Source organism: Pantoea sp. BL1 (genome assembly GCF_000963985.1).
Lineage (GTDB): Bacteria > Pseudomonadota > Gammaproteobacteria > Enterobacterales > Enterobacteriaceae > Pantoea > Pantoea rwandensis_B.
In genome coordinates this window covers 156,447-178,000 of sequence record NZ_JZRH01000010.1, presented here as the reverse complement: position 1 = coordinate 178,000, position 21,554 = coordinate 156,447, and the positions used below count along the sequence as shown (strand labels likewise).

At 55.7% G+C, this 21,554-nt stretch carries 14 protein-coding genes; 5 read left to right on the top strand and 9 right to left on the bottom strand.

Annotation, left to right across the window (positions count from 1 at the left end):
* Positions 1 to 16: 16 nt before the first annotated feature.
* From vapC to VH86_RS06735, 5 genes are all read right to left on the bottom strand, one after another.
* Complete coding sequence (vapC, locus tag VH86_RS06755) at positions 17 to 415, bottom strand: tRNA(fMet)-specific endonuclease VapC (protein WP_045832332.1); 399 nt, start codon at positions 413 to 415, stop codon at positions 17 to 19.
* A complete protein-coding gene (gene vapB / locus VH86_RS06750) occupies positions 415 to 648 on the bottom strand; it encodes a type II toxin-antitoxin system VapB family antitoxin (RefSeq protein ID WP_034824846.1) in 234 nt (77 codons plus the stop codon). The genes vapC and vapB overlap by 1 nt, the downstream gene beginning before the upstream one ends.
* A 71-nt stretch (positions 649 to 719) precedes the next feature.
* Positions 720 to 3,788 carry a multidrug efflux RND transporter permease subunit MdtC gene (gene mdtC, locus VH86_RS06745; RefSeq protein WP_045832331.1) on the bottom strand — a complete coding sequence of 1,023 codons (3,069 nt, stop codon included), beginning with the start codon at positions 3,786 to 3,788 and terminating at the stop codon, positions 720 to 722.
* Positions 3,785 to 6,907: an MdtB/MuxB family multidrug efflux RND transporter permease subunit gene (locus VH86_RS06740; protein ID WP_045832330.1), complete on the bottom strand. Its 3,123-nt coding sequence runs from the start codon at positions 6,905 to 6,907 to the stop codon at positions 3,785 to 3,787. The genes mdtC and VH86_RS06740 overlap by 4 nt, the downstream gene beginning before the upstream one ends.
* The gene (locus VH86_RS06735) at positions 6,907 to 8,133 is read right to left on the bottom strand and encodes an MdtA/MuxA family multidrug efflux RND transporter periplasmic adaptor subunit (protein ID WP_038645922.1); all 1,227 of its coding nucleotides are present in this window, start codon (positions 8,131 to 8,133) and stop codon (positions 6,907 to 6,909) included. Before VH86_RS06735 ends, VH86_RS06740 begins: the two co-directional genes overlap by 1 nt.
* Positions 8,134 to 8,373: 240 nt before the next feature.
* Here VH86_RS06735 and VH86_RS06730 point away from each other — a divergent pair, with 240 nt between their 5' ends.
* Positions 8,374 to 9,336: an aldo/keto reductase gene (locus VH86_RS06730; protein WP_045832329.1), complete on the top strand. Its 963-nt coding sequence runs from the start codon at positions 8,374 to 8,376 to the stop codon at positions 9,334 to 9,336.
* A gap of 213 nt (positions 9,337 to 9,549) precedes the next feature.
* Positions 9,550 to 10,890, top strand: a complete 1,341-nt coding sequence (locus VH86_RS06725; RefSeq protein WP_045832328.1) for a carbohydrate porin — start codon at positions 9,550 to 9,552, stop codon at positions 10,888 to 10,890.
* 138 nt (positions 10,891 to 11,028) lie between these two features.
* On the opposite strand, the gene yegD is transcribed toward VH86_RS06725, so the two are convergent.
* From yegD to VH86_RS06710, 3 genes are all read right to left on the bottom strand, one after another.
* A complete protein-coding gene (yegD, locus tag VH86_RS06720) occupies positions 11,029 to 12,381 on the bottom strand; it encodes a molecular chaperone (RefSeq protein ID WP_038645930.1) in 1,353 nt (450 codons plus the stop codon).
* A gap of 62 nt (positions 12,382 to 12,443) precedes the next feature.
* On the bottom strand, positions 12,444 to 15,008 hold the full coding sequence (locus VH86_RS06715) for a diguanylate cyclase (protein WP_052696564.1): 2,565 nt from the start codon (positions 15,006 to 15,008) through the stop codon (positions 12,444 to 12,446).
* Positions 15,009 to 15,157: 149 nt separating this feature from the next.
* The gene (locus VH86_RS06710) at positions 15,158 to 15,772 is read right to left on the bottom strand and encodes a phosphatase PAP2 family protein (RefSeq protein WP_045832327.1); all 615 of its coding nucleotides are present in this window, start codon (positions 15,770 to 15,772) and stop codon (positions 15,158 to 15,160) included.
* 229 nt (positions 15,773 to 16,001) lie between these two features.
* Between VH86_RS06710 and udk the strand changes: the two genes are divergently transcribed.
* The 3 genes from udk to asmA all read left to right on the top strand — a co-directional run bounded on the left by udk (position 16,002) and on the right by asmA (position 19,246).
* On the top strand, positions 16,002 to 16,640 hold the full coding sequence (gene udk / locus VH86_RS06705) for a uridine kinase (RefSeq protein WP_034824830.1): 639 nt from the start codon (positions 16,002 to 16,004) through the stop codon (positions 16,638 to 16,640).
* An 87-nt stretch (positions 16,641 to 16,727) separates the two neighbouring features.
* Positions 16,728 to 17,309, top strand: a complete 582-nt coding sequence (gene dcd, locus VH86_RS06700) for a dCTP deaminase (RefSeq protein WP_034824828.1) — start codon at positions 16,728 to 16,730, stop codon at positions 17,307 to 17,309.
* A 134-nt stretch (positions 17,310 to 17,443) separates the two neighbouring features.
* Positions 17,444 to 19,246: an outer membrane assembly protein AsmA gene (gene asmA / locus VH86_RS06695; RefSeq protein WP_045832326.1), complete on the top strand. Its 1,803-nt coding sequence runs from the start codon at positions 17,444 to 17,446 to the stop codon at positions 19,244 to 19,246.
* A 50-nt stretch (positions 19,247 to 19,296) separates the two neighbouring features.
* Here asmA and VH86_RS06690 read toward each other — a convergent pair whose 3' ends face one another.
* Complete coding sequence (locus VH86_RS06690; protein WP_045832325.1) at positions 19,297 to 20,862, bottom strand: TerC family protein; 1,566 nt, start codon at positions 20,860 to 20,862, stop codon at positions 19,297 to 19,299.
* Positions 20,863 to 21,554: the final 692 nt, after the last annotated feature.

The following is a 21,554-nucleotide window of genomic DNA, read 5'->3' as shown; positions in this document are numbered from 1 at the left end:
GGAGAGTACCGTTGTATTAAAGCCAGTTGTCGCTGATTAACCCGTTCACCCGTGAAAATTCGCGCAGGTTGTTGGTAATAAGTGTTAGCGCTTCACTTCTCGCATGTGCAGCGATGTGCAAATCATTCAGACCAATGGGTGTGCCTTTCTTTTCAAGCTCAGCGCGGATCGAGCCGTAATGAAATGCTGCCTTTTGATCGTAACTGAGCACGTCCAGACGCGAAATAAAGTCTTCAACAATGCGGAGATTCCTTTCAGGAAAAGCACTTTTTTCCGCGCTATGAACGAGTTCAGCAAGCGTAATCGATGAGATGACCATGCGCCCGACGTTGGCATTAAAGCGTTCTAAAACCTCAATCGGGCGGCGTTTGATGACATAGATAACGATGTTGGTATCCAGCATATAGCGATGCATTAAAAATCTTCCCTGTCAGATTGCTCCTGTGACGCACGTTCATTCATAAAATCATCGCTTACGCTGGGGCCATCGAGGAAAAAGCTATCCCAGGCGTTTTCTATTGGTGTGAGAATGCGCTCTTTGCCAATCGCACGCACCGTGACATTTTTCACGTTGTCTGGAAAGCGCACGTCAGCAGGAATACGCACGTTTTGCGTACGATTATTGGTAAACACGGTACCTTGAGACATATAAACCTCCTTCATAGTGACTGGATAAAGTTTACTCGCTTTATGCTATGTAGCAAAGGTGTATAGCATGGTCATTCGGTAATCAATGCCGTTTTTTTACGCCGACTTAGCTTATCCATCATCAGAAACACCACCGGCGTGGTGTAGAGAGTGAGTAGCTGGCTCATCACCAATCCGCCTGCAATGGTGATGCCCAGCGGCTGGCGCAGTTCGGCACCATCGCCGCTGGTGAGCACTAGCGGCAGTGCACCAAACAGCGCGGCCAGCGTGGTCATCAGAATCGGGCGGAAGCGCAGCTGACACGCCATGAAGATCGCTTCACGCGCGCTGAGATTGCCGTTGCGCTGTGCCTCCAGCGCGAAATCCACCATCATGATGGCATTCTTCTTCACGATGCCGATCAGCAGCAAAATGCCAATCAACGCAATTAAACTGAACGGCGTATTAAACAGTTCCAGCGCCAGCAGCGCCCCGACGCCCGCCGAGGGCAAAGTCGAGAGGATGGTCAGCGGATGCACATAGCTCTCGTACAAAATCCCCAGAACGATATACACCGCGGCAATCGCTGCCAGCATCAGATACAGCTGATTGGATTGCGACTGCTCGAACACCTGCGCGGTGCCGGCAAAACTGCCGCGCACACTGGGGGGCACACCGAGCGCCGTCATGGTGCGTTCAACCGCCTCAGAAGCCTGAGATAACGACACGCCTTCCGGCAGGTTGAACGAAATGGTTGAGGCGGCAGACAAACCTTCATGGTTCACCGACAGTGGCGCATTGGCGGGCTGCCATTTGGCGAACCAGCTGAGCGGGATCGCTTTGCCATCACTGTTGATCACGAACATCTGATCCAGCGCACTGATATCCTGGGTGTAGCGCGGATCGACCTCCATCACCACCTTGTACTGGTTCAGCGGCTGATAAATGGTAGAGATCTGCCGTTGACTGAAAGCATTGTTCAACAGCGCGTTGGCAGTTGAAACCTCAATGCCCAGTCGCGCCATACTTTCACGATCGTAGGTCAGATCCATCTCGCTGCCTTTGTCCTGCTGATCGGAGTTCACGTCCACCAGCTCCGGCAACGCGGCAAATGCCTGACGAATTTTCGGCTCCCACTCACGCAGGTCGGCGAGATTATCCGACAGCAAGCTGTACTGATAGCTGGCATTGGATTCACGTCCACCGATGCGAATATCCTGCACCGCGTTGAGATACAGGTTGGCGCCAGGCTCTTTCGCCAGCTTGGTGCGCAGGCGTGCAATCACTTCCTGGGCGTTTTCACTGCGCTCCGACAGCGGCTTGAGCGAGACGAACATCGAACCGCTGTTGGTGCGCGAACCGCCGGTAAAGCCAGTGACGTTATCCACCGCCGGATCGGCCTTGATGATGTTCATAAAGTCCTGCAACTTGCCGCGCATCGCCTGGAACGAAATGCTCTGATCTGCCGAGATAAAACCGTTCAGTCGTCCGGTGTCCTGCTCCGGCATAAAGGTTTTGGGGATCGAGATAAACAGATACACGGTCAGCCCAACGGTGGCGAGTAGCAGCATCAGTACCCAGATGGCGTGGTTCAGCACCCATCCCAACGAGCGCGCGTAGCCGTTTTGCACACTCAGCATCACTTTGGCAAAACCCCGCGTGCGCGGCTGGCTGCGCTTTTCCTGCGGTTTCAACAGGTAGGCGCACATCATTGGCGTCAGTGTGATGGAGATAAACAGCGAGATCAGGATCGCCACCGACAGCGTGATGGCAAATTCCGAGAAGAAGCGCCCAATAATGCCGCCCAGCATCAGCAGCGGCAGGAACACAGCAATCAGCGACAGACTCATCGACAGCACGGTAAAGCCCACTTCGCGCACGCCGGTTAGCGCCGCCTGTAGCGGTTTCATCCCTGCTTCAACGTGACGCGCGATATTTTCCAGCACCACAATCGCATCATCGACGACAAATCCGGTGGCGATGGTGAGTGCCATCAGCGACAGGTTGTTGAGGCTGAAACCGCACAGATACATGGCGGCGAAAGTGCCAATCAGCGAAACCGGCACGGCGGCGGCAGGGATTAGGGTGGCGCGCCCATCCCGCAGGAAGACAAACACCACCAGAATCACCAGCGCGACGGCAATCATCAATGACTGCTCCACTTCCTGCAGCGAGGCGCGAATGGTGGGGGAACGGTCCTGAGCGATCTGTAAATCGATGGCGGCGGGGATCACTTCATGCAGCAGCGGCATCTCGCTGCGGATTCGATCCACGGTTTCAATGATGTTGGCATCCGGCGATTTGCGCACCACCAGCAGCACCGCCGGTTTGCCATTGGTCATCCCGGCGTTGCGCACATCCTGCACCGAATCCTGCACGTTGGCGACATCGCTCAGGCGGACGGCTGCGCCATTGCTGTAATGCACCACCAGCGGCTGATATTCGCTGGCGGTTTGCAGTTCATCGTTGGTGCGTACCTGCCAGCGCTGCTGCACATCATCAATCGCTCCTTGCGGACGGCGCTGGTTGGCGTTGCTGATGGCGGTACGTACCGCATCCAATGATACGCCCTGATTAAACAATGCCTGCGGGTTGAGATCGACGCGCACCGCAGGCAGCGAACTGCCGCCCACGGTCACATCACCGACGCCCTGAATCTGCGACAACTTCTGCGCCAGTTGCGTTGAAGCGTAATCATACAGCTGACCGGGATTATAAATGTCCGAGGTCAGCGTCAGGATCATGATTGGTGCATCTGACGGGTTCGCTTTGCGATAGGTCGGACGGCTCGGCATGCCGGTCGGCAGCAGGCTTTGTGCGGCGTTGATCGCGGCCTGCACGTCACGCGCTGCGCCGTTGATGTCGCGGTCAAAATCAAACACCAGAATCACGCGCGTGCTGCCGAGTGAACTGGTGGAGGTCATTTCACTGACACCGGCAATGCGCCCCAGCGAACGTTCCAGCGGCGTGGCGACCGAAGCCGCCATAGTTTCAGGCGACGCGCCGGGCAGCGAAGCGGTAATCACTATCACCGGGAAATCCAGCTGCGGCAGCGGGGCCACCGGCAGTAGGCGGAAACCGAGAATACCGGCAAGCGCAATCGCCAGCGTCAGCAGCGTGGTCGCCACTGGCCGATGGATAAACAGTGCGAAGAACTTCACGGCTGCGCCTCAGAACGCTTAAAGCGACGGCGCGTGGCGTGGGCCAGTCGGTCAAACAGCAGATAGATCACTGGCGTGGTAAACAACGTCAGGATTTGGCTGAGGATCAAGCCGCCGACCATGGCAATGCCTAAAGGATGGCGCAGTTCAGCGCCAACACCGGTGCTCAACATCAATGGCAACGCACCGAGCAGTGCCGCCATGGTGGTCATCAGAATCGGACGGAAACGCAGTAAACAGGCCTGATAGATCGCGTCACGCGGTGCCATACCTTGCTCACGCTCGGCGGCCAGCGCAAAGTCGATCATCATGATGGCGTTTTTCTTCACGATACCAATCAGCAAGATAATGCCAATGATGGCGATAATATCCAGCTCATTGCCGCTCAGCATCAGCGCCAGCAGCGCGCCCACACCCGCTGTTGGCAGCGTGGAGAGAATGGTGATCGGATGGATAAAGCTCTCATACAGCACGCCGAGCACGATATACATCGCCACCACCGCCGCGATAATCAGCCACACGGTACTGGTGAGCGCCGCTTCAAACGCCAGCGTGCTGCCCTGGAACTGCGTCATCATTTCGGCCGGCATGCCGACCTGATCTTCGGCTGCACTGATGGCTTTCACCGCTTCGCCCAGCGAATAGCCTTCGGCGACATCAAACGAGAAGGTGGCTGACGGGAATTGATCGAGGTGGTTAATGCTCAACGCCGCATGACGCTCTTCGATCTGCGCGATGGCACTGAGCGGAACGCTGCCGCCGTCGGTGCTGGTCAGTCGAATACCGTCGAGACTGGCCAGCCCCGGCGTTTGCTCATTGTTCTGCTCCAGCACCACGCGATACTGATTGGCCTGGGTATAAATGGTGGAGATCAATCGTTGACCGAAGGCGTTGTACAGCGCGTTATCGACATCCGCCATGGTGATACCGAGACGGCTGGCGCTGTCGCGATCGACGCGGATAAAGGCTTCCAGCCCCTGATCCTGCCAGTCGCTGCTGACGTCACGCAGCTGCGGCAAGCTATTGAGTTGTGCCAGCAGCTTCGGTACCCAGGTGCTGAGTGATTCCAGCGAGCCCGATTGCAGCGTGAACTGATACGGCGTGCGGCTCGCCTGGGTTTCAATGGTCAAATCCTGCACGGGCTGCAGCCACAGTGAGACGCCAGGTACTTTATCAATCTCTTGCTGCAGGCGTTTCTGCACCGCGGGAATGCGGTCATCGCGCTCGCTGAGGGGTTTGAGATTGATCTGCAAACGCGCGCTGTTCAGTGCCGCGTTAGTCCCATCGACGCCGACAAACGACGTCATGCTCTGCACTGCCGGATCTTTCATAATGATCGACGCCACATCGCGCGTGCGTTCCGCCATGCTGCTGTACGACACCGACTGCGGCGCCTGTAAGGTGCCCTGAATAATGCCGTTGTCCTGTTGCGGGAAAAAGCCTTTCGGGATGGCGATCCACATCACTATTGTGAGTAGCAGGGTGCCGAGCGCCACCGACAAAGTGATCCATGGATGTTGCAACACGCGGGTTAGCCAGCGGCCATAACCGGCAATCACCCGATCAAACATCGCTTCACTGGCGCGCGAGAAGCGATTCTGTTTGCGCAACGATTCGGCGCTGAGCATGCGTGCACACATCATCGGCGTCAGCGTGAGCGACACCACGGCGGAGATCAGTATCGCCACTGCCAGCGTCACCGCAAACTCACGGAACAGGCGACCAATCACATCGCCCATAAACAGCAGCGGGATCAGCACTGCAATCAGCGAGAAGGTGAGGGAGATAATGGTGAAGCCGATTTCGCCCGCGCCTTTCAGCGCCGCCGTCATCGGCTTTTCGCCTTTTTCGATATAGCGCGAGATGTTCTCGATCACCACGATGGCGTCATCGACCACAAAGCCGGTGGCAATGGTGAGTGCCATCAGCGTCAGGTTATTGATCGAGAAGCCAAGAAAATACATCGCCGCAAACGTCCCGACCAGCGACAGCGGCACGGCCACGGCCGGGATGATGGTGGCAGGCACGTTACGCAGAAACAGATAGATGATCATTACCACCAGACCAATCGCCAGCATCAGCTCGTGCTGCGTATCCGCCACCGATGCACGGATGTTGGTGGTGCGGTCGGTGAGCAGTTTCACGTCCACCGATTTGGGCAGTGTGGCGGTAAGGGAGGGCAGCAGCGTACGAATACTGTCAGCGGTGGCGATGATATTGGCGCCCGGCTGGCGCTGTACGTTGAGCACAATTGCCTGCTGACGGTTAGCCCAGGCCCCGAGCCAGCTGTTTTCCGCACCTTGTTCAATGCTGGCAACATCGCCTAAGCGGACCGGCGCGCCGTTGTTATAGCTGATGATCAGCTTGCGGTAATCTTCGGCCGAGGTCATTTGGTCATTGGCCGCCAGCGTAATCGAGCGCGTTGGGCCATCCAGGCTACCTTTGGCGGAGTTGACGTTGGCGTTGGTAATCGCGGTGCGCACGGTTTCGCTGGTCAAGCCTAATGCGGCCAGCGCCTGGGTATTCATTTTCACGCGTACCGCCGGGCGCTGTCCGCCGGATAGCGTCACCAGGCCTACACCGGTGACCTGCGAAATTTTCTGCGCCACGCGCGTTTCGACCATGTCCTGCACTTGCGTCAGCGGCATGCTGGTGGTGGTGACGGCGAGCGTCATGATCGGTGGATCGGCAGGATTGACCTTACTGTAAACCGGCGGGTTGGGCAGATCGCTGGGCAGCAGATTGGTGGCAGAGTTGATCGCCGCCTGTACTTCCTGCTCGGCAACATCCAAAGAGAGGGAAAGCTGGAACTGCAAGGTCACCACGGAGGCACCGCCGGAACTCTGCGATGCCATCTGCTTCAGCCCTGACATCTGGCCGAACTGGCGCTCAAGCGGGGCGGTAATCGAGGACGTCATCACATCCGGGCTGGCGCCGGGATAGAGCGTGACCACCTGAATCGTCGGGTAATCCACTTCGGGCAGCGCCGATACCGGCAGAAAGCGGTAACCGAGCACGCCCGCCAGCAGAATGGCAATCATCAGCAGCGTGGTCGCCACTGGGCGCAGAATAAACAGGCGTGACGGGCCGCCACTGCTGTCTGGGGGCATCGCCTGCATTATTGACGCTCTCCGCGCGCAGGCTGGGCGGCGCGCGTGCTGTGTGTGGCGGTACTTTGCGGTGATACCACTTCAACGGTGGCACCTTCGGTCAGACGGTCCAATCCGTCAGTGACCACGCGCTCACCGGCGTCGAGCCCGGCACTGATCACCACTTTCTGGCTGTCCTGCAAGCCCGCCGTCACGCGCTTCTTGCTCACTTTGTTTTCGCTGTTGACCACCCAGACAAAGTGGCCGTCGTTGCTCATTTGCAGCGCAGCCGTTGGGATAACCACCGCATCCTGCAGCGTGTCCACTTTCAGGCGCGCGTTGACGAACTGATTGGGGAACAGCGCATCATCCTGATTATCGAAGCGCGCTTTGAGTTTGATGGTGCCGGTGGTGGCATCAATCTGGTTATCGAGGCTGAGCAGCGTGCCGCTGGTGAGCAAGGTTTTGTTACTGCGATCCCAGGCTTCGACAATCAACGGCTGTCCACTTTTCTGTGCCTTGAGAATCTGGCTAATGTTGTTTTCGGCGACGCTGAACACCACGTCAATCGGATGGGTTTCGGTGATCACCACTAAGCCAGTGGTATCGCCAGAAGTGATGTAATTACCGACATCAACCTGCTTCAGCCCGACGCGACCGGCGATCGGCGCGGTAATGCGGCTGTAGGTGAGATTAAGCTGCGCGCTGGCGACGTTACCTTCATCGGCTTTAATCGTGCCCAGCGTTTCACTCACCAGCGAGCGTTGTGTGTCCAGTTCCTGCTGCGACACCAGTGAGGTTTTCGCCAGTTTTTCATAGCGACTCAGATCGCGACGTGCATTGGCGAGCGTGGCCTGATCTTTTGCCAGCTGTCCCTGGGCCTGAATTAACGCGACCTGATACGGGCGGGGATCGATTTCGGCAAGCAGTGCACCCGCTGCCACCTGCTGACCTTCCTGGAAATGTAAAGCCATCAGCTGGCCGTCAACACGGCTGCGTACCGTGACGGTATTCGCGGCGGTCACGGTGCCGAGTCCGCTGAGATAGTAGGGCACGCTTTGGGTGGTTGCAGCAGCCGCCTGCACCGGTGCCAGAGGACGGCGATTGGCGCCGCCGGCGCCGCGACCATGATGTTGCTGGCCCTCGGCTTGCGGCTGTTTACTCGGTTCCGCAGGATGCTGCCACCAGTAATATCCACCGGCCAGTGCGGCGACCGCGACGATAGTTATCAGGCTTGTTTTCAGTCGACTGTTCATCTGCTTGCGTGCTCTCCAGCGGTTTCGTATTCCCCAAATGCGAAAGCAAAATGGCTGTTTCGCAAACGAAATGATTGTAGTCGCCCGTACCGGGCAAAAATTGAAGGAATTAAGAATATCGCCCCTGAGGCGCTAAGTATTCATATTACATAAACATTTTGGCAGGAAAACGCATAAGCGCAGCGATTTCCTTTGCTAAGCTCAAAGGCAGTCATGTCTCGTTTCAATAAGGAGAACAAAATGAGTCAACAGAAAACCCGTCAGCTTGGCGACAGTGGTATTCAGGTTCCGCTTCTCACTTTTGGCGGCAACGTTTTCGGCTGGACAGTCGACGAGAAAACCTCGTTCTCACTGCTCGACGCGCTGGTGGAAAAAGGGCTGTTCTTTATCGATACCGCGGACGTTTATTCGCGCTGGGCACCCGGTAATGAAGGGGGCGAGTCTGAAACTATCATGGGTAAATGGCTGAAAAAAAGCGGCAAGCGCGACAGTATCGTGCTGGCGACGAAAGTGGGGATGGAACTGTCTCCGGAGAAAACCGGGCTAAAACCGGCTTACATCCGTCAGGCGGTGGAAGATTCGCTGCGTCGTTTGCAAACCGATGTGATCGACCTTTATCAGGCGCACCGTGACGACCAGGATACGCCGCTGGTTGAAACCCTCAAAGCTTTTGATTCGTTGATTAAAGAGGGAAAAGTGCGCGCGATTGGCGCCTCCAACTACAACGCAAAACGCTTGCAGGAAGCGCTGGATATCAGCAAGAAAGAGGGGCTGGCGCGCTATGAAACGCTGCAGCCAGAATACAATCTGTATGACCGCCAGGAGTATGAAAGCGGGCTGGAGCAGGTGGCGGTTAAAAATGGCCTCGGCGTGATTAACTACTACTCACTGGCCAGTGGCTTTCTGAGCGGCAAATACAAAAAGCCGGAAGACGCCAGCAAAAGTAAACGCGGGCAGGGCATCGTAGAGAAGTACCTGAATGAGCGCGGCAAGCGCATTGTTGAAGCGCTGGAGGATGTTGCGGCTTCGCATGATGCGTCAGCGACTCAGGTGGCTCTGGCGTGGCAGATTGCGCGCCCGAGCATCACCGCACCGATCGTCAGTGCGACCTCGCTTGAGCAGATTAACGAATTGGTGAAGGCCACCGAGTTAGAGTTGAGTAAGCAAGAGATCGAGGAACTGGCGAGCGCCAGTAAGCTGTAATCCTCACGGGACGCGACGGCGTCCCGCTTTATTTTGTTTTTTTGCCATGCAAAAAATGCCATTTCTGTAAAAAGATATTCATTCATAGACCCTTGTCACAGTTGCGTTAATTAACTATCACCCTTCCAATCAGTGCGCACATATTTGCAAAAATTGACATAACGCCAGCACTATCCTCTGTTCGATCCTTTCCCGTCACATCACAAAAGAATAATGATCATGAACAGAAAAAAAGCAGTGCAGCATATGCCCCGTCTGGCAGCGGGCACCCTGATGTTTCCGATGTTGAGTACATCAGCAATGGCGGCTGATGCATTCAGCTATGACTCACCTTACATGTTTGGCGATTGGGGTGGTTCCCGAACGCAGCTGGAAAAAGACGGCATTAAATTCGACGTCAACTACACCATGGAGAGCGCCTCTAACCTCGGCGGCGGCGCGGATACCAACACATCCATGCGCTACAGCGATCAATGGGCGTTTGGCGCCAACTTTGACCTGGAAAAACTGCTGAACTGGCAGGATGCACAATTCCAGATGACCATCACTGACCGTAATGGCCAGAACATCTCCGATCAGGTCGCAGACCGTCGCACGGGCATGCTCTCTTCAATGCAGGAAGTGTACGGCCGTGGACAAACCTGGCGCCTGACGCAGTTCTGGTTGAGCAAAGGCCTGTTTGATGACGCGGTTAACCTGAAAGCCGGTCGTGTCACCGTGGGTGAAGATTTCGATAACTTCGACAGTAAGTTCCAGAACCTTGCTTTTGGTAGTGGTCAGGCGGGGAACTGGCGTGGAGATCGCTGGTTCAACTGGCCTGTCTCCCAATGGGGCGGCCGTGTGAAATTCAACATCACACCTGAAGTGTTCTTCCAGGTCGGTTTCTATAACCAGAACAGCGCCAACTACGATCGCGGTGATGGCTTCCGTCTGGATACCAGCAACTCTGAAGGCAACATGGTGCCGGTGGAACTGGGCTGGAAACCGACTTTCGGTGCCGACAAACTGCCGGGTAACTACCGTATCGGGTATTACTACTCGTCAGCTAACAGCGATAACTACGGCAGCTGGCGCGATGGGGCTTATCAGAGCCAGGATCACGCCTACGGCGGTTATGTGCTGTTGCAACAGCAGCTGACAGCGCAAGGCGGGGACGCCAGCCGTGGTTTGGGCGTGACGGTGCAGGCGGTGATGAACGACCACAAAACGTCGAAAACCGACAATTACCAGTCCATCAGTTTCACCTGGAAAGGGCCGTTTGATGCGCGTCCACAGGATGAAATCGGTGTCGGTGCGGCGCGTATTCACGTTAACAGCGCCTATACCCGTTCGCTGCGTGAGCAGAACAACGCTAACGGCGAAACTGACTTCAACAGCCCGACCTATCTGCCGATTCAGGATGGCTCGGAGTATAACTATGAGATCTATTACAACGCTCAGCTGACCAAATGGCTGCAGCTGCGTCCGAACCTGCAGTATGTGGTGGCGCCGGGTGCAGTGAGCGAAGTGAAAGATGCGTTTGTCGGTGGCATCGCGGCGAATATTAACTTCTGATTCGCGGATGCACATGAAAATGGCGGCCAGATGGGCCGCCATTTTTTTGTCGCTTACCTATAGCGCCACAACGCCATTCGCCTCTGCCGGCGAGTCAGTCGCTAGTGCGGTGAGCGATGGAGCAGGTCGCGGTAGCGATTAACGGAACATCACTTCTGCCCAGCGCGCCAGACCGGCGGTGACCGAGCCAAAGTCATCGCCACCGGCAATCGGCGTGTCTGGCAATGCTTGCTGTAATGCCGCACGCAGCACCGGCGACCGTGCGCTGCCGCCGGTCAGGTAAATCACTTCCGGCTTGGTTTCACAGGTGGCGAGTGCCAGATGCACTTGCTCCAGGATACGCTCCAGTGGCTGGTTGATGGCTTCTTCCAGCTGGGCGGCACTGATTTCAGCCTGCAATGACTGGGCGATAAACGCCAGTGACGCTTCGGTCTCCGGCAACTCGGACAGCGCGATTTTGCTCTCTTCAGCGGCACGCACCAGACGATAGCTTAGCTTCTGTTGCCACACTTTCAGCAGGTGCGCCACTTTATCGCCCTGCTCGGCATCGCGAATCAAATCGCGCAGCAGTTTACCGCTCGCGGCAGAGTAGAAGTCGCTTTGCGCCGGAACATCGTTAATCGCCACCGCATTCCACCACGGCAGTGCGGGCAGGGCGGTGCCTTTTTGCGTGTTACCACCGAGACCCAGCAGAGGCATCAGTGTTTTGAACGCGAGGATAATGTCGAGATCGTTACCGCCCACGCGGCAACCACTGTGGCCCAGCAAACTTTCACGACGGTCGGTTTTATTGCGCCACTCTGGGCCCATCAACAGCATCGAGCAGTCGGTCGTACCGCCGCCGATATCCACCACCAACACACGCGTCTCTTTCTCCAGCGTGGCTTCAAAGTCCAGCCCGGCGGCAACCGGTTCAAACTGGAATTCCACGTCGCGGAAACCCGCACGCTTCGCCGCACGCAGCAGAATACCCTGCGCCTGCTGGTTTGCCTCTTCGCCGCCCAGGCCCTGGAAGTTGATCGGGCGGCCGATCACGGCTTGCTCAATCGGACGGTCTAGTTGGGTTTCGCCCTGCTGGCGAATGTGCAGCATCATGGCGCACACCAGATCTTCGAAGAAGGCGATTTGCTGTGGTTTAAGGCCGTTGGCGCCAAGGAAAGACTTCGGTGATTTCACGAACCACACTTCTTCCGGATCCACCATATATTGTTGCAGCGCGGTCAGGCCGAACTGCACGCTTGCCGCGGTCACTTCGATATCTTCTTCGCGGTTATAGCGCAGGGCACGCTGGAGCAGCGCGGTACCCTCGGTGTCCGGTGTCGGCACCTGATGATGGCGGTGCAACCATTCGCTGATCGCTTCACGCGTGGGTGCACAAATCATGGAGGGAAGCAGGCGCTGACCCTTCTCCAGTGTCAGCAGGCGCGGTGTACCGTTATCGCTGACTGCGATAGAACAGTTGGCCGTGCCGTAATCGAATCCAATGAACATTTTATCCCCCATGCCAGAAAAAAGGGGGCGACTTTAGCGCAGCCAGCGCAGGCTGGCAATGATCACATTTGTACTTCCTGATAAACGTGATATTGACCACGGCCCGCATGTTTCGCACTGTAGCAGGCGACATCCGCCTGTGACATCACCACATTGCGGATGCAGTTGTGCTGATCAATCTGCGTGATCCCGGCGCTGGCGCCCACATGATAAGGATGATCGTGCCACAGGAAGGTGTATTCGTTGACTGAAGTGACAATGCGCTGAACCACATCGCGCACCTGGTCAACGTGACTGTTCGGCAGCAGCACGCCAAATTCATCGCCGCCCAAACGCGCCAGCAGATCGCTGCTGCGCAGGTGTTTTTTCATCAGCTCCGCCAGTTCACGCAGCAGGGCGTCACCTGCCGCATGACCTGCGTTGTCATTCACCGCTTTAAATTTATCGAGGTCGATAAACACCAGCACATGCTGAGTGTTGTTGGCCGCAGCATCGTTCACCACGCTTTTCAGTTGCTGTTCAAAGCTATGGCGATTCGGTAGCCGCGTCAGCATATCGTGCGAAGCACTGTAGCTGAGGCGTTTCATCATTTTGCGTGATTCACTGACATCCTGGATAACCATCACCGCACCGATGCTGGCACCGGTGAGGGTTTTCAATGGGGTAATGCTGTAGTGAATTTCCACCTGCACCCCCTCTGGCGTGTGCAGCACCAGCTCTTCTTCCAGGTCCGGTGACGTTTTTTCTCCCGGTAAGTCACACAGCAGCAAATTCTCTACGCGCGGACCGTTAGCACCGCGCGTGATATTTAACAGCTCGCTTAACGCCACTCCCGCTGCTTTTTCCTGCGGCCAGCCGCTCAGCGTTTCGGCCACCGGGTTCATAAAGGTCACGCGCATCTCATCGTCGGTACTGATCACCGCTTCGCCGATCGAATCGAGGGTGATCGCCATCCGCTCTTTTTCCTGGAACAGCGCTTCGTTGAGCGCGCGCAGTGGCGTAATGTCCTGGCAGATGCCGAGCATGCGCTCGATTTGACCATCCTGACTGAGAATTCGGTTTGCCTCGGTGCGCACATAGCGCGCGCCGCCGGGCAGATTGACGCGATATTCCAAATGGAAAGCGCTGCGTCGTTCAATCGCCTGCTGCACGGTCAGTGCGGCGTTTTCACGTTCGGCGGGATCCAACAGATGCAGCCACAGGTCATAGGTGGGCACCTGATGGGGGCCGAGCGCGAACAGTTCATACATGCGTTTATCCCACAGCATCTCACCGCTCAGCAGGTTCCACTCCCACACGCCGATACCGCCCGCCTCGTTAGCCAGCGTGATGCGTTCCATCAGGCGGCGATTCACCTGTTCACTCTGTTTGAGTTCAGAAATATCGACTATCTGCGCAATAAAATAGAGCGGCTGGTATTCAGCATCGCGCACCATGGAAACCGTCAGGCGCGCCCAGACGATTTCGCCATCTTTGCGGAAATAGCGCTTCTCCATGGTGTAAGTCATGATGTCACCCGCCACCAGACGTTCCAGCTGCTGCAGGTCGCTGTGGAGATCGTCGGGATGGGTAATCTGCTGGAAAGTGAGTTTTTTCAGTTCGTCAGCCGGGAAGCCCAGTGTATGACACAGCGACTGATTGACCTGCTGCCAGCCACCGTTGGGCGACACCAGCGCCATGCCAATCGCCGAGTACTCCATTGCATTACGGAAACGGGCTTCACTCTCGCTGATATGATGCTTTTCGCGCTGAAACGCATCCATCACCAGCGCCATGACATGGCTGGGAAGAAGCACTAACAAGAACGGCAGCCAGGTGCTGACCTGGCCAAGCAGCAAGCCGTTTTGCGCCAGATTAACAAAGTTAAACGCCAGCAGAATCGAGATGAAACTCGCATTCAGGAAGAACAGCACAAAGGCTTCGAATTTCGGTAGCCGCACAGCGCACCAAAACAGGATCACCACGATAAAAGTGAACGGCCACGGCAGAAATCGCAGCGATAAGTAACTGGCGAGCAGGGTGACGATCAGGGTCAGCAGGGTTTCCAGCTGATGGCCGGGGCTGATTAATTGGCGCAGTGGCTTATTGGGCCACAGTAACAGCACGGGTCCAAATGCCAGTACGCCGATCACCTCGGAGATCACCCAGGTCGAAAAGAAGGGCAGAGACGCGCGATGGCCCACATGCAGCATCCACACTGCCACCACACCGCCAATCAGGGGGGCAATCAAACCGGCGCAAACAGCGAAACGCACCCAGTCGAGTAGCGAGTTAAGGGGATTTCTACGGTCAAGCAGCGCGCGCAACATCAGGCCGCCCAGAATGGCCTGTACCATATTCAGAATGGAAAACTTTATGTTGCTCAGCGCCGGGCCAATGACGATTAAGTTGGCCAGCGTGGTGCCGATGACACAGCTTAGCAGCAACAGCGGCACATGTTTTGAGGGGGCGCGGAACACCACCACCGTCATCAGAGCGGTGGAGTACCAAAGCGGGGAAATACGTCCGCTGACCACAATCAGTTCGAGACAAAATAGCGTCAATAAAAAGGCCAATGCACCCAGAAACAGTGCGTTGAGCCATTTTCTTTGCGGTCTATCCTGTGAGGTTAATATTTCCAGGGTCATGCACGAATCCAGCAGCGCGCATTCGTTACACGTCGAAAAATGCGCCAATCATTCTCTGTTTTGCATGCTAGCACATCTGTATAAGATGTCTGCGCAGAATCTAGTTTAGCCCTGATTCAATGAAAGTTTTGGCCCTGACAGAAAAAAGATTAATCGCGAAACAGATCGGCGCGCGTATAGGGTTTTTCTAATCCGGCGATGTGGGCAGAAAAACGTTCAAGAAATTGCTGCGTGGTGGCAACGCGGCCATGACTCATCAACACCAGCGGCACCAGCAGGGCGACACACACTTGTGCCAGGCTGAAGCCCTTCAGGGCGGTGCGGCGCTGTGTCAGCAGGAATGCACTGCTCAGCGTAAAGCCCAGCATCAGGCCGGTGAGCACTTCACTGAAGGAGTGCGCGTGGATCACGAGGCGTGACAGGCCGACCATCATCGGGATCAGATAGCCAATACCGATGGTTAATGCGCGCCAAAAGGTGGGGAAGCGGCCCGAAACCAGCCACATCATCACCGGCCAAAGCGTTGCTGACATGGCGCTGTGGCCGCTGAATCCGGTGAAGTTAAATCTGGCGCTGCCAATGCCAAACCCGAGAAACAGGATTTTAGACAGGCTAACCAGCAGGCCCGCCAGGCCAAAAGCGAGCAGCCAATACCAGACAGTCTGGCGGTTGTCGCTTTTCCACGGCAACACCAGCGCGATAATCACGGCGGTCGGGATCAGCAACATGCTGTCACCAAAATAGGTCAGGGTTTTCCAACTCATATTTTTCCTTGGGCTTTATTGAGTCAACCTGGGTGGTACACCACTCAGGCAGGAGAACAGTGTATCGATTAAGCATCTGGCTGCAAAAGGGGATATTCTGAAAAGCGGCGGGCCCATTTCTCTGGCATCAAACAGGTGAAATACCTATAATTGCCGCCAACTAACCCTCTCAATCGGCCCATTGCGGTTTCGGCTTCAATTGGCTCCAGTTATCAGGTCTTAAAAAAGTATGACTGACAAGTCTCATCAGTGCGTGATCGTTGGCATCGCAGGTGCATCCGCATCCGGAAAAAGTCTTATCGCCAGCACGCTCTATCGTGAAATCCGTGACCAGGTCGGTGACGAGCATATCGGTGTGATCCCCGAAGATGCCTACTACAAAGATCAGAGCCACCTCACCATGGAAGAGAGGGTGAAAACCAACTATGACCATCCCAGCGCCATGGACCACGATCTGCTGTTGCAGCATCTGCGCGCGTTAAAGGCGGGTCAGGATATTGAGTTACCGGTTTACAGCTACGTTGAACACACGCGCACCAGTGACTGTATTCATCTTAAGCCGAAAAAAGTGATCATCCTTGAGGGCATTCTGCTGCTGACCGATGCGCGTCTGCGTCAGGAGATGAACTTCTCCATCTTCGTGGATACTCCGCTGGATATCTGTCTGATGCGTCGCATGAAGCGCGATGTGAATGAACGCGGTCGTTCCATGGATTCGGTGATGAGCCAGTATCAGAAGACCGTGCGTCCGATGTTCCTGCAGTTTATTGAGCCATCCAAACAATACGCTGACATTATCGTGCCGCGTGGCGGGAAGAACCGCATCGCCATCGATATTCTCAAAGCCAAGATTAACCAATATCTTTGAAAATACTGCGTCCGGATGGACGTGACGCGTGAAGGTTGTCACAACAGTGGCGACCTTTCGCTACACTTAAAGCATGGAGACTCTGCGATGAGATTATGCGATCGCGACATTGAAGCCTGGCTCGACAACGGTAAACTGGCGATTGACCCGCGCCCACCGGTTGAGCGCATTAATGGCGCCACCGTGGATGTGCGCCTCGGCAACCAGTTCCGCACTTTCAGTGGTCACACTGCACCGTTTATTGATTTGAGTGGCCCAAAACACGAAGTCAGCGCCGCACTGGATCGCGTAATGAGCGATGAGATTGTGCTGCCGGAAGGGGAAGCTTTCTTCCTGCATCCGGGTGAGTTAGCGCTGGCAGTGACGCTGGAATCGGTCACGATTCCGGATGATCTGGTGGGTTGGCTGGATGGCCGCTCCTCGCTGGCGCGTCTGGGCTTGATGGTGCACGTGACGGCACACCGTATCGATCCAGGCTGGCAGGGCCGCATCGTGCTGGAATTCTACAACTCCGGTAAGCTGCCGCTGGCGCTGCGCCCGGGCATGCTGATTGGCGCATTGAGCTTCGAGCCATTGTCTGGCCCGGCAGCGCGCCCCTATAACCGCCGCGAAGATGCAAAATATCGTGGTCAGCAGGGTGCCGATGCCAGCCGTATCGACAAAGACTGATGTTCACCTAATGATTCAACGTGCGGCAAAGCGGTAAGAGGGTGAATCCCCGGTAGCTGGCATCAGTGTGTGACTGGGGTAAATGAACGCAGCCAACGCCGCTGCAGCATGAAGAATGACGGTGATGAGGGATTATGAGAAGAGTGATAACGACGCTGGCCATCCTGTTAGTGGTGGTCGTGGCGGGCATGACGGCACTGGTGTTGCTGGTCAATCCCAACGACTTTCGTACCTATATGGTACAGCAGGTAGAACAGCGCAGTGGTTATCAACTTGAAGTCAGCGGTGGCCTGCGCTGGCACGTCTGGCCGCAACTCAGTATTCTCGCCGGGCGCATGAGCCTGACCGCACCTGGCGCCAGTCAGCCGATGGTCACCGCAGAAAATATGCGTCTGGATGTCAACCTCTGGCCGCTACTCTCGCATCAGCTAAGCGTCAGCCAGGTGATGCTGAAAAATGCCGTGATTCGCGTCACGCCTGACAGCGCCGCCCAGAAACCGAGCGGTTCACCGGTGGCACCCACGGACGCGGAGCCGGTGGTAACGCGTACCAATGGTTGGTCATTCGATATTGCTAAACTGCGCCTCGCCGATAGTCTGCTGATCTGGCAGCAACCCGGCGGCGACGAATACAACTTCCGTAATCTCAATCTCAGCCTCGATCAGGATGCCAGCAAAACCGCCAGCATCGAACTCGCCACGCGCATTTCACGCAATCAGCGTAATGTGAGCGTCAACCTTAAAGGGCAGATGAATGTGGCGCAGTATCCGCATCGGCTGGTGGGGCAGATAGAGGAGATGGATTACACGCTGGATGGCGCTAACCTCCCGCCGCAGGGCATCAAAGGGGCGCTGAGCGGGCAGGGCGAGTGGAATGCCGATAAACAGCAATTCGCGTTGCAAAAGATGCAGTTGACGGCCAACGACAGTACGTTGGATGGCAGTGCCGAAGGGCGTTTAATGTTGCCTCAGCAGCTCAATCTGGCTTTACACGCCACGACGTTGAATCTTGATAATCTGATGGCCAGCGCGCCCGCCAGCGACAACAGCACCCCGCAGCATGCCAGCGTGACGCGCACGCCAGTGATCGCTGAACCACGCACGCGCACCAACGCTGACTCGCCGTTGAATCTGATGGATTTAACGCTGAACCTGAATGCGGATTCCAGCGTGTGGCGCGGATTGACGCTGAGCAATCTGCAGATTGATGCCAGCAATCAGGAAGGGTTGATGACCCTGAACAAACTGCAGGGAAAAATCGGCGATGGGCACTTCTCGATTCCGGGCAGCATTGATATCCGCCAGCCGGCGACGAAAGTCGCCTTGCAGCCGGAAATTGAAAACATCGCCATTGCACCATTAATGAAAGCGCTGGAACTGCCGGAGAGTTTGCAGGGCACGGTCTCTCTGAAAGGCGATCTCAGCGGCACGGGCCTGAGCGTGGATGAAGCGAAGCGTAACTGGCAGGGTAACGCCGAGCTAGAGGCCACCAACCTGCAACTCGCCCAGCTTAATCTGCAACAGATGGTGCGCCGTGCCGTGGCGCGCGTGAGTAGTAGCGTAACCAATGATGAGCCTGACGATCAGGGGATTCAGCAGCTGAGCGGCCGTATTAGCCTGAACCAGGGCAAGATTGTCATGCCCGATCTGCAGGGTGGCAGTAGCCGCCTGGCAGTGCAGACCAAAGGCACGGTTGATGTGGTGAACCAGCAACTCGACGTCACCATCAATATGATGCTGCGCGGCTGGAAAGGTGACGATAAGTTAGCGAGTCTGCTCAACGGCCAGCCGATTCCACTGCGGATGTACGGTGGCTGGAACAACCTGCAATATTCACTACCGGTTGACGATGTGGTGCGCCAGCAGTTGCAGAGTGAAGCGAAATCGCGCCTGAACGAGTGGCTGGATCGCCAAAAGCCTGCGGTGCAACAACCTTAATCTACCTGTAATGCCGTTATGCCTGGTTTGATTGGGCATAACGGCGTCGGTTACTGTGCCAGCTCAGGCGCGGGCACAATTTCCACTTTCTGCACCCGATGATTTTCCACCTGCAGCGTGCGCAATAAATAATCCCCCACCTGTAACTCTTCTCCCTCTTCAGGCACATGTTGCAGGCTGTCCATTAATAATCCGGCCAGCGTGTGGTAATTCCGTTTCTCATCCAGTGGCAAGTGCACATAGGCTGCCAAATCCTCTAAAGGAATATGTCCGTTCGCCACCCAACCGCCATGCGGCAACGGCTGGATATCATAGCGCGCATCAATCTCCTCGCCTTCATTCGGCAGATTCCCGGCGATCGTCTCCATCAGGTCGCTCAGGGTGACCACGCCTTCCACCGATCCAAACTCATCGACCACAAACGCAAAATGGGTGCGGGCGTGACGGAACTGCTCCAGTGCCTGCAATAACGTCAGGCGTTCGGGAAAGATCAGCGGCTGCTTCACCAAAGCACGTAAATCAAGAGAATGGCTGTGCAGCGACTGATGGAGCAAATCAATCACATGTACCACGCCGAGTGGATCTTGCCCGCGTTCGGTAATCAGGATGCGGGTGTGTTGATTGTTATCCAGCTTAGTCATGATTGCGGCCGGATCTTCACTCAGGTCGATGTGCTCAATATCGTGGCGTGATGTCATGATGCTGCTGATGTGGCGCTGCCCTAAGCCGAGTACGCGGGCAATCATGCGCCGCTCCTGGCGATTGAATAACGCCCCTTCATCGCTGTCGCTGAGCAATGAGGCGGTATCGGCGTCCAGCTCGGCACGCTGAGCTTCACCGCGCAGAATGCGCAGCACGGCTTCTGAGGTGCGCTGGCGTAGCGGGCGTCCGGCGGTGAGGAAGCGGCGGCGATTAAACAATGCCAGCTGATTAAACATCTCGATCACTATTGAGAAACCAATCGCCGCGTAGAGATAGCCCTTTGGAATAATAAAGCCGAGGCCTTCCGCGACCAGACTGAAGCCAATCATCAGCAGGAAACTCAGGCAGAGAATCACAATGGTGGGATGACCATTCACAAATCGCGTGAGCGGCTTACTCGCCAGCAGCATGAGCAAAATGGCAATGGTGACCGCCGCCATCATCACCGGCAGCTCGTTCACCATGCCGACAGCGGTAATCACCGCATCAAGCGAGAAGATGGCATCCAGCACCACAATTTGCGCGACCACTGGCCAGAATTTAGCACCGTTCTTACTTTGACCGCTCTCTTCGTCGCTCCCCTCCAGGCGACTATTGAGTTCCGTCGTCGCTTTATATAGAAGAAACAGCCCGCCGGAGAGCAGCAGCAGATCGCGGGGGCTGAAATTGTGCTGGAACAGGGTAAACAGCGGTTGCGTGAGAGTCACCAGCCAGGAAAGCGATGCCAGCAACACCAGTCGCAACAGCAACGCCAACAGTAAACCGATCACGCGCGCACGGTCACGCGCTGCAGGCGGTAACTTTTCGACCAGGATGGCAATAAAAACCAGGTTATCAATACCCAGCACCAGCTCGAGAACGATTAGCGTGACTAATCCTGCCCAGAGCGACGGATCGAGGATCCACTCCATCATGCTTTCATCACCTGAATGTCTGAAAATGCGTTTTGTCTGATGATAGTGAATCAGCGGGCAAGGTACAAATGAGGCAAATCGCGCTATATCACCCTGTTGCCCTGAGTTTTAGGCATATTCTGAGAAGCGACAATTCGTCGATAAGATGAATGTATGGATAAACTTCACCCCATCGTGATAGTGACGATTAATTCTAATATTCACGCGCAAGCGTACGTTTTTAATGCGAAGCAGTCCGAAGGTGAGTATCGAATTATTCTGAATTTTACGCAGGAATGGGCTGAAAGGGATGGCATCAATACTTATGACTGGTAGTCTTTTTCCTAAAATAGTGCAGGGGACACGGGGCCTACTTGTAAACAAGCCAGTAATAACTAGTATAGCAACGTGTTAGTAAATGTCTGCGCCGAAGTTGTTAATAGCGCGCTGTTTAGCTTCTTAATGTTATGAATTGTGATCGTGCACGGGATTAGCCTGCCGCTGGCTAAGAATAATCTCAGTGAATGCGATGAAAATAGATGCGATTGCAGCGGTATTGGCAGCGACAGCCAAGGGCGGTAGCGTGCCTGAAGTGCTTTTCTCCGTTCAGATTAGGGCTAAATCGTGGCAAGGGAAGTCAGACTAATCTGTTGGTATTTATTGCAATTCTTTGGTTTTACTAAAAAGAGAATTGGCATAAACACCGGAGCGTT

Coding starts and splice junctions, on each gene's coding strand:
- vapC (WP_045832332.1), bottom strand. CDS start 415: ATGCATCGCTATATGCTGGATACCAACATCGTTATCTATGTCATCAAA.
- vapB (WP_034824846.1), bottom strand. CDS start 648: ATGTCTCAAGGTACCGTGTTTACCAATAATCGTACGCAAAACGTGCGT.
- VH86_RS06740 (WP_045832330.1), bottom strand. CDS start 6,907: ATGCAGGCGATGCCCCCAGACAGCAGTGGCGGCCCGTCACGCCTGTTT.
- VH86_RS06735 (WP_038645922.1), bottom strand. CDS start 8,133: ATGAACAGTCGACTGAAAACAAGCCTGATAACTATCGTCGCGGTCGCC.
- VH86_RS06730 (WP_045832329.1), top strand. CDS start 8,374: ATGAGTCAACAGAAAACCCGTCAGCTTGGCGACAGTGGTATTCAGGTT.
- VH86_RS06725 (WP_045832328.1), top strand. CDS start 9,550: ATGATCATGAACAGAAAAAAAGCAGTGCAGCATATGCCCCGTCTGGCA.
- yegD (WP_038645930.1), bottom strand. CDS start 12,381: ATGTTCATTGGATTCGATTACGGCACGGCCAACTGTTCTATCGCAGTC.
- VH86_RS06715 (WP_052696564.1), bottom strand. CDS start 15,008: ATGACCCTGGAAATATTAACCTCACAGGATAGACCGCAAAGAAAATGG.
- VH86_RS06710 (WP_045832327.1), bottom strand. CDS start 15,772: ATGAGTTGGAAAACCCTGACCTATTTTGGTGACAGCATGTTGCTGATC.
- udk (WP_034824830.1), top strand. CDS start 16,002: ATGACTGACAAGTCTCATCAGTGCGTGATCGTTGGCATCGCAGGTGCA.
- dcd (WP_034824828.1), top strand. CDS start 16,728: ATGAGATTATGCGATCGCGACATTGAAGCCTGGCTCGACAACGGTAAA.
- asmA (WP_045832326.1), top strand. CDS start 17,444: ATGAGAAGAGTGATAACGACGCTGGCCATCCTGTTAGTGGTGGTCGTG.
- VH86_RS06690 (WP_045832325.1), bottom strand. CDS start 20,862: ATGATGGAGTGGATCCTCGATCCGTCGCTCTGGGCAGGATTAGTCACG.